Genomic DNA, 8,789 nt, shown 5'->3' with positions numbered 1-8,789 from the left:
GCCTTTCACTGCGGTCGACGGGGAACACAAGTGACATCGCCCTGACCTCAGCGAACGCCACGAGTGCCGCGACCGCGCAGGCGGCACGCTTGGCCGCGCTCGCAATGGAGAGATACCCCGATTACTGGCCGGAGACGATCCGCGGTTTGCTTGCGCACGAGGCCGAATGGACACCGGCGATGGCCCGCAACGTCCAGGCCAATCAGCTCAAAGGCGCTCGGCTCGAACAGCTTCGTCGCTACGGGTGGGGTGTCCCGACAGAGAACTCCGTCGTCAACTCATCGCGACGGGCAGTTACGCTCGTCACGCAGGACCAGTTCGTGCCATTCGATGGCAAAAATTACACAATGCGCCGATTCCGGCTACACACGCTCCCATGGCCCACAGAGGCCCTCGAAGAACTCGGCTCAGCGGCGGTTCGGCTTCGGATCACGCTGTCGTACTTCATCGAGCCGTCAGCATCGCGACGCGGATGGCGGCAGCGGTACGCCTATCCGTCTCACTCGCTTCGGTTCGACTTGCAGGGAGCGCTGGAGAGCGGTCAGCAGTTCGTTGCTCGAATCAACCGCAACGCTCAGGCTCAAGAAGCCGGTCGCGCAGGCTCGGGAACAACCTCCGAGAGATGGCTCCTCGGCGAGCGTCAACGCCACCTCGGTTCACTACACCAAGACGAGTGGCATGGCACGGGAAGTGAATTGGCGCAATGCAATTCAGTCGCTGTTTACCCGGCTGGCGGCTGGTGGAAAAACAACAAGCGACAGGACCGGATCGATATGCCGGTTCGGTACTCGTTGATCTTGTCACTCAGGACCCGCGAACAGTCCGTCGACCTGTACACACCGATTGCGACTCAACTGCAGGTTCCCATTGCGACTGAGATCGCAATTGAGTGACGGAACATCGTCGCGACCTAGACAAGACGTGGCGCACTCTTCTAACCAAACCAAGAGGGGCCGATGTGGTTAAGTCAAATGCCGAATGGGACGTTCCAGGCATGACACAAGGTTCCATGGAGAATCAGCGGGCCGCGCAAGTAGATTTCCGAATCGTCTCGGCGATGATAAAAACGCATATAGCTATCATTTCCGACTAGGTTTCCAATAGCGCCGGCAAAAAACAAGAGCTTCAGCAAGCGGTCAACATCTGGGCCTGTCGCAGGAATACCTCTTGCATCCGATAGTGTTCGTTTAAAGTCGTCTCGACTAAACTTCTGAGATCCCAGATATTGAAGAGCTGTAACCGCATCTTGTGCGGCCTCGGGTCCGCCTTCATAGCCGGCGAACTCGTTCTTGACAGCGTTTACAAAATACTTGGTAGAATACTGCACAACCCCTTCCCGAATGGCGCTGTAGGAGAGACGGTCAGGGCCGCTCGGAATAACTTGAGCCGCTGCCACCTTTCGAATTTCATCGAAAAGCCGCAATAGATCTCTTGGGGTGTGCCGAGTCAGATTTAGGAGATATTGCATCGTCGGAATCTCTCGATTTCGATTGCTGCCAACTCGAATCTTCTGTGGAAAGTAGTCCAATACTTCGAGATTCACGCCCGCAGCAGCAGAGACTTTGTCGTTAACAAGCTTGAATAGGGGAGCATGCCGCCCGGCGGATCCAGTAAGTATTCTCCAGTCCAAGTCCACGCCGAAGTCATCGCGCATCTTCTGAGAGTCGGGCAGTCGCAGCGAGACCCTTGAAAAAACATCGCTTCTCAGGAGCAACACTATTGAGCCCGTCGCTCCGGCTGCACCCAATGATTGGTTCAGTCGGTAGGATGCCTGAACCAATGCGGCCAGACTCTCGTCGTAGCGTTGGTCGTTCAGATATATCGAATCGAGCCCGTCGACAAACAACACGTGCCGGTTCGGTGACTCCGCCGAAGATACCCAGTCCTCCAAGTACGGAATCAGCGAGAATATATTCAGAACCGATTTTGATTCTTTCTTGTAGATGCTTCCAACCTTGGGAATTGGAATCTCCACCGTGGTTGTGGCAACCTTGAGAAGCGCCTTGCCCGAAGCATCGCCCATAAATCCGTAACCTCGCAGAAGACGCGTCACACGATCAACCTCGCGCGTATTCTTCAATTTGCATGCATTATCTCGGCGCAGCAGTGCGATATAGTTGCAGAGAAGAATGAACTTCCATGCAGTGACTGTGCGCTCCACACCCGCGGCTTGGCCCGTTTGCAGATTAGGGATATCTGCTAACGGCAACGACGCAGCGTCCCTAACTTGCGCGCAAACGTCATCTATGTCGGACTCGACCCACAACCCTAGAGCCGACTTACCAGTTCCCTTGGGCCCAAATACGAAAGTTCGATTTCCCGCAATAACCTCTTCGACGATGTTATCAATATTAACGTAACTCTTGAAGAACTGATCTGGATCCTTTTTCGCCTCGTTAACGGCGTCGCTTAGTCCGAAGTACAGATCTGCATACGCGGGTCTACCCACAATCGACCTCCTCCTGCTTGCCAAATCGGGCTATAGTGGTTGACAATCCGTAGTATAGGTCCCGTGACCACCACGCAGTAGGAGCCGGTGATTTACCTCTGGCGATATCGCCGATGAGCACGGGACTGCACACCCAATTGCGAGACCCAGCCGACCCAGGCACTCGCTCCACCACGATCAGTGACTGCCAGTTGGTGGTTGCCCGAGCTGTTGGGCGATTTGTGCGGCGAATGTCGGATCGGCGTGGATCCGCGTCACGACGTCGTCAGCAACCTTGTTCACGTCGATCGGTCCCGAAGGTTCGATCCCTACGGTTTGGTCTGGAAACCCGAAGTCAACGCGTCGGCTGTAGACGCTCTCGCCGTCGTCGCCGTAAGCACTCAGCACGTGGTCGTAGACGCGCTGGACCTTCTCCCGGAAGATATCGACGGTGTAGGGCGTCTCGGGCAGGCTCGTGTCGAGGACGCGTCGGATGGTGCTGTTGACGTCATTCATCACGTCGACCTTGCGTCGCCAGTCTTGGACGAGCTTCTCGTGCAAGTGCTCCAGGAGGGTCTTCGCGCTCGCTTGAACCCTCTCCAGTTCCTCAATGGTCAGTACCGGATCAGGTTTGGTAAGTAGGTCGAAGATCGCAAGCTCTTCCTCGGTCATGCCTTCGCGGACCGCTCGCTCCTCCTCGGCGGTAAGGGTTTTGGACAGTTCGATAAGGCGGCGCAGGTACTCGTCGATGTTGACGCTGCCTGCGTTGTAGTCCGCGATCAGCTGCTCGATCCGTTCAACCAGTTCGTATCGTGTCGGGTTCCGCAACGCTGCGCTGACCGCCTGCTGTCGGAGCAGCTGAGCCATCCGGTCGGTCTCGGCGCGCTTGCGGCCTGCCAACTTCGCGGCAAGTCCGTCAAAATCAATCTGCGACAGGTCGATCAGCGGGTCTGGCTCGCTTCCTTCGGCCGCCGCGCGGATGACGTACTCCTCTGCGCCGACCGAGCGGTCCAGCAATGCGTCGACAGCATCGGCAACACTTCCGATGTCTGGGGTCGGAGGTCTAGTCACTTCGTGGATTCGCTCTGCAAGAACACGAATCGCTGCAACAGTGCGCTGCTGCGCACCGGCTTTCGTGTTCGGAAGGAGTGCCTTGAACAGCCTTCGGACCTGCCGCGCCTTGACGGTGAAGTCGTTGCGGGTCTCCTCATCGACCAGCAGCGCCTCGACAGCGGCGTCCCGCCTAGCCACATGGTCGAAACCCTCAGCATCGCGCAACGCAATCAGATCGACACCCGCGGCCGCGCAGAAGTTGATCAGTTCGGCAACAGCAGCGTCGAGTGCAGCCGCGAGAGCATCGATGATCTCGATCGGCGATTCGCCCTCCTGGGCCGCGCCATAGACAGCGAGGGCCTTCTCCAGGTTCCGAAAGACGCCGACGTAGTCGACGATCAGGCCGTTGTCCTTCTCCGGAAAGACGCGGTTCGCGCGGGCGATGGTCTGCATGAGCGTGTGGTTCTTCATTGGGCGGTCGAGATAGATGGTCGACACACTTGGGGCGTCGAATCCGGTCATCCACATCGCGCACACGAACACCAGCCGTAACGGATCGCCAGCGTCCTTGAACTTCTCCGCGAGATCTTCTCGGTTCATACGCTCGCGGTGGGGGCGGATGTCGAGGCCGAGGTCGTCGAGCATCTTCAGCTCGTTCTGGCTCTGCGAGACAACGACGGCCATGTCCGTGGTCTCCATCAGCACGATCCGCGACGCCAGCCATGGCCGTTCCAACTCCGGAAGTGCGTCGTGCTGCCGTTTCAGATCGGCGAGGTGCTCGTCCCACGCCGCCTGCACGAGGTTGTACATCCTCACGGCCGCCGCCTTGTCGAGGCCGACGTACATTGCCTTACCTGAGAACCCGCGACCGACGAAATGAGAAACGAGGTCCTTGGCGAGGGTCTTCAATCGTTCAGGGCGGGTCAGAAGCGTGTACTGCTTACCGAATCGGCGTGCCAGTGCTCCCTCTGCGTCTTCGTCGAGCTCCGCTTCCTCCAGCAGCGCATCGAGTTCTTCAGCAAATTCTGCGTTGGTGAGTTGTAGCTCGGGGATGCGGTTCTCGTAGTAGAGGGGGACGGTGGCGCCGTCTTCAATGGCATCGCCGAAGTTATAGATGCTGACGTAGTCGCCGAACTGCTGGCGAGTGGCCTGCTCTTCCCCAGCGATCAGCGGGGTTCCAGTGAAGCCCATCATCGACGCGTTGGGCAGCGCAGTTCGCATATTGAGTGCCAGGGTGTCGTACTGGCTGCGGTGTGCCTCATCGGTGATGACAATGACGTCCGAGCGGTCGGATAACACCGGCATCTGCCGTTCACCCTTGGACGGCTGGAACTTCTGAATCAGCGTAAAGACGTAACGGTGGTCGGCTGCAAGCAGTTCACGCAAATGCGCGATGGAGTCGGCGTGTACTCGTGCTTCGGGCGGAATCGCACCGGCGTCCGCGAACTCCCCATGCAGTTGCGTATCGAGTTCGCTTCGGTCCGTGACCATAACGAAGGTCCACGTGCCACGCACATGACGCAACACCTTCTGGGTGAACCACAACATCGATAGGCTCTTGCCCGATCCTTGGGTATGCCAGAAGACACCGAGGCGCTTGTCTTGTTCGGCGCGTGCCCGGTGGAGATTCTCGATCGCAGCGTTGACGCCCAGGTACTGGTGCGAGCGCGCAGTAATCTTGATCAACCCGCCGGGACGTTCCATGTAGGCAACGAAGTTCTCGAACAGGTCCAGCAGCTTCGTCGGGTCGCAAGTACCCCGTAGCGCAGTCTGCAGCGCGATCTCGCTGCGTGCCCCGAAGGCATCGATCACCTTCCAGTCGGAGAAGAAGTCCCAAGGCGCAAACGTCGAACCGACTTTCGCCTCACTGCCGTTGGACAGCAGGACAAAGCAATTGGGCATGAAGAGCTGTGGGATGGTGTCGCGGTAGTCGGTCAGGTTGTCATCGTAGGCAGACTTGACGGGCGCGTTGGGTTCTTTGAACTCGAGCACGACGAGCGGCACACCGTTGACGAACAGAGCGACGTCAAGGCGCCGGCTGTGCAAGGGACCCTTGACCCACATTTGCTGGACTGCCAGCAGGTCGTTACTCAGCGGATCGCGCAAATCCACATAGCGAAGCGTCTCAATCCGCTTGTCGCCGTTGTTATCTACCCACTCCGCCTGGTAACCGTCGCGCAGCAGGTCGTAAACCTCACGGTTAGCACGCACCTTGTCCATCACCGAGCGGTCCTTGGTCAGCACCTCGACCGCTTCGTTGATAGCTACGTCGGGTACATCTTCGGAGTTGAGCTTGCGCAGCGCAAAGCGCAGACGATGGGTGAGTATCACATCGTGTTGAGAGTCACGGCCCAAAGTGCCTTCAGTGCCCAAGGTTTCATGGAAGGCGTCGACGGGAGTCCAGCCAAGGTCATCCAGCAGATCCATGCTGGGCTTCTCGACGTAGTCGTACTCCGGACCCCGTGCCATCATCACGCCACCCGATCCCCCACCAGTGCACCCAAGTCAAGCGTGGAAACGTCGATCTGTCCCGTGACCAGCTTGGGCAGCAGGAGGTCGCGCAGATGTCCAAGCTGCTCCGCCTCGTCCGTCAGCACGGCAACCTGCGAGAAGACCGCTTCCATCGACGACTCAAATGCATCGGCAATGTCTCGCGAAGGTACGGGTAGCAGGTAAGTATCGAAGCACTCGTTACGGACGCGCTGACGTCCGCTGGCGCCGCTCATGCTGGCGATAGCATGCTTCCGGAAGTTAATTTCTCGCGCAAGGCAATACGTGAACGCCGATCCCACAGCCCGGCCGCGGAGGACGATGAATTCGGTTGACCCTAGACCAACTTCACCAACTGCCAAACGCTGCACAAGCCCAGTTTTTCCGTTCTCGAGACACGGCGTAATGCGCGCAAACAAAGTGTCGCCTTGCACGAACTTAGCGCCCGACCCTCCCGTCCGGACCTGGCTTGGGCGACAACTCATGGTCCTTTCGTCGAGATCGCCCATCGTAATGAAGGGGTGCTCAACAGACTTGTCCAACTTGATGCGCGGGTTCACCTCAATCATGTTGGAAACAGGTGCGATGTCCCAACCGCTCGGGATCGGGCCGAGGGTGGAGTCGACAAGGGGGACGTCTTCGTGACCGGGGTAGCGGAACTTCACGAACCACTCGCGGTAAATAGTTCGCGCCATCTCCTCCAGGGCCGCCACACGCCGCCGGTTGTTGTCGATCAGATCGTCCAACGATCGGAGAATTGAACCGATTCTCTGTTGGTCATCCAGCGAAGGACAGGGAATGGTGATCTTCTCGCAGTCCGGCACTCTTAGGTGCTCAACAGTCGACCCAGAGCCTAGGCTCTTGAGTTCGGCCTGCACGATCGGACCCATCATGCTGTACATCAAGAAGTGGGGATCGCACTCCATCGGGTCGGCGCGGTACATCACAAGTCGCTGGCCGAGAAAGACCTGGTCGTGACTCCTGAGCATTCCGACGTCACCGAAGGGGGCTTCGCGGGTCAAGATGATGTCCCCCTGCTCCGGAACCATCCGTCGTGTCCACTTCGTATACGTCGGCCGATCGACATACTTCACGCTGGTCGTGTCGACCCATCCTCCTCGGACGTTGGTGGTCCGAAGCATCTTGTACGGAGTCGGGTCGGTCTGTGAAGGCGCGGTCTTGTTCACGCAGTCCACGATCGCGATACACAGGTCCTTGATGGATCGATCGAGCCATTGCCTCATGGTTCGATAATCCTCTGAAGGGCGGTATCGACCCTCGACCTCAGACCCTCGGCCTCGTCACTCAGACGAGTGAATTCTTCGTACAGCTCTTCGAGTCTTGCTGTGAGGTCCTCGTCGTTATCAGCCACGATTGCAGAGCCTGTGTATCGCCCCGGATTGAGACTCCACCCCTGGTCCTCGATCTCGGAACGGGACGCGACCTCGCACAGGCCAGCAACATCAACGTACTTCCCGTCGGGGAAGTTCTCCTTGAGGAGAACATCGCTACCCGCGATCGTCTCGACCTCCTCGCCGCGGTAGAGCCGCACGACATTGGCTAGGAATTCGATCTGCTCAGGCATGAAATCGCGGTGGGCACGGTCGATCTGGCGGTATGTATGCCTCGCGTCGAGGAAGAGCACAGTGTCTTCGCGTGGCGTTCCTGCCTTGGCCTTATCCAGAAACCACAGTGTCACCGGAAGGGTCACCGTGTAGAAGAAATTGGAACTGATCGCGACCATCACGTCGACCGCCCCGGACTCGATGATCTGCTTGCGGATCTCCTTCTCGGAATGCCCTGCGTCGCCGGCCGAATTCGCCATGACGAATCCGGCCCGGCCCTTCGGTCCGAGCGCCGCGTAAAACTCCTGTATCCACAGATAATTTGCGTTGTCGGGCTTGGGGATTCCGAATGGAAAGCGCTTGTCGCCGGCAAGCTGATCCTTCTTTACCTTGTCAACGTTGAACGGCGGGTTGGCCATGACGTAGTCGAATGCACCGACGGCCTTGTGTGGATCTTCGTAGTAGCTGTTGGCTTGCCGGATGTCGCCTGAAAGGCCGTGAAGGGCGAGGTTCATCTTGGCCAGCGGAACGGTATCCTCGGTCTTCTCAGTACCGAAGATGGACAGCTTTCGCGTTGCTGACTCATGATGCCGCTCAACGAATTTGGCGCACTGGACGAACATGCCTCCCGAGCCGCAAGCGGGATCGAAGACGCGGCCCGCGAACGGCTCCAGGATGTCGACAATCAGCCGGACGATCGAGTACGGCGTGAAGTACTCGCCACCGCCCTTGCCTTCTTGTGCGGCGAAGTTGGAAAGGAAGTCTTCGTAGATGAAGCCGAAGGCGTCGCCTTCGAGCTGTGTGGGCAGTGGTGCGAACAAACGCAGCAGCTCGATCAGTGTCGAGCGTTCGAGCTTCTGGTAACCGCGCGGCAGGATGTCCTTGAGTTCTGGGTTGGCAGCCTCGATCGACTTGATCGCCTCGTCGACTGCCTTGCCAATGTCGTCGCCCTCTGGCAGGTCATTGAGGTGCGAGAGCCGCGACTCGGCGGGGACGTACAGCACCGACTTGGCCTTGTAGTCCGCGATCGTCGCGGGGTTGCGGGTCGATGCCTTCGCCTCGACTTCGCCGCGAACAGCCTCGAAGCGGTTCTCCGCGTAAGCGAGGAACACCAGTCCGAGGACCGGGTTGCGGTACTGCACCGGCGTCAACTTCGAGTTGGCTCGCAGCTCGTCAGCGGCGGCCCAGAGGGTGTTGCGCACTTTGGCGAGGTCAGTCGTCTTCAACCATGGTCCATTCTCTCAGGGCAGAGA

The 8,789-nt window shown here is 58.5% G+C and carries 5 protein-coding genes; 1 reads left to right on the top strand and 4 read right to left on the bottom strand.

Annotation, left to right across the window (positions count from 1 at the left end; translation table 11 throughout):
* Positions 1 to 893, top strand: an 893-nt coding sequence (locus B3T59_RS09700) for a S8 family serine peptidase (protein WP_287002124.1), incomplete at its 5' end; no start/stop codon positions are given.
* Positions 894 to 967: 74 nt separating this feature from the next.
* Here the strand turns inward: B3T59_RS09700 and B3T59_RS09695 are convergent.
* From B3T59_RS09695 to B3T59_RS09680, 4 genes are all read right to left on the bottom strand, one after another.
* Complete coding sequence (locus B3T59_RS09695) at positions 968 to 2,449, bottom strand: P-loop ATPase, Sll1717 family (RefSeq protein WP_287002123.1); 1,482 nt, start codon at positions 2,447 to 2,449, stop codon at positions 968 to 970.
* Between the two features lie 177 nt (positions 2,450 to 2,626).
* Positions 2,627 to 5,953 (bottom strand): type I restriction endonuclease subunit R, encoded by a 3,327-nt coding sequence (locus B3T59_RS09690; RefSeq protein WP_287002126.1) that lies wholly within the window; start codon positions 5,951 to 5,953, stop codon positions 2,627 to 2,629.
* Positions 5,953 to 7,215 (bottom strand): restriction endonuclease subunit S, encoded by a 1,263-nt coding sequence (locus tag B3T59_RS09685; RefSeq protein WP_287002122.1) that lies wholly within the window; start codon positions 7,213 to 7,215, stop codon positions 5,953 to 5,955. The genes B3T59_RS09690 and B3T59_RS09685 overlap by 1 nt, the downstream gene beginning before the upstream one ends.
* Positions 7,212 to 8,738 (bottom strand): type I restriction-modification system subunit M, encoded by a 1,527-nt coding sequence (locus B3T59_RS09680; RefSeq protein WP_287002125.1) that lies wholly within the window; start codon positions 8,736 to 8,738, stop codon positions 7,212 to 7,214. Before B3T59_RS09680 ends, B3T59_RS09685 begins: the two co-directional genes overlap by 4 nt.
* Between the last annotated feature and the right edge of the window lie 51 nt (positions 8,739 to 8,789).

The sequence above is a fragment of the Gordonia sp. UBA7860 genome (genome assembly GCF_002500165.1).
Taxonomy (GTDB): Bacteria; Actinomycetota; Actinomycetes; order Mycobacteriales; family Mycobacteriaceae; genus Gordonia; species Gordonia sputi.
Note: the sequence above shows the minus strand (reverse complement) of the source record. Positions and strands in the feature narration are given on the sequence as shown.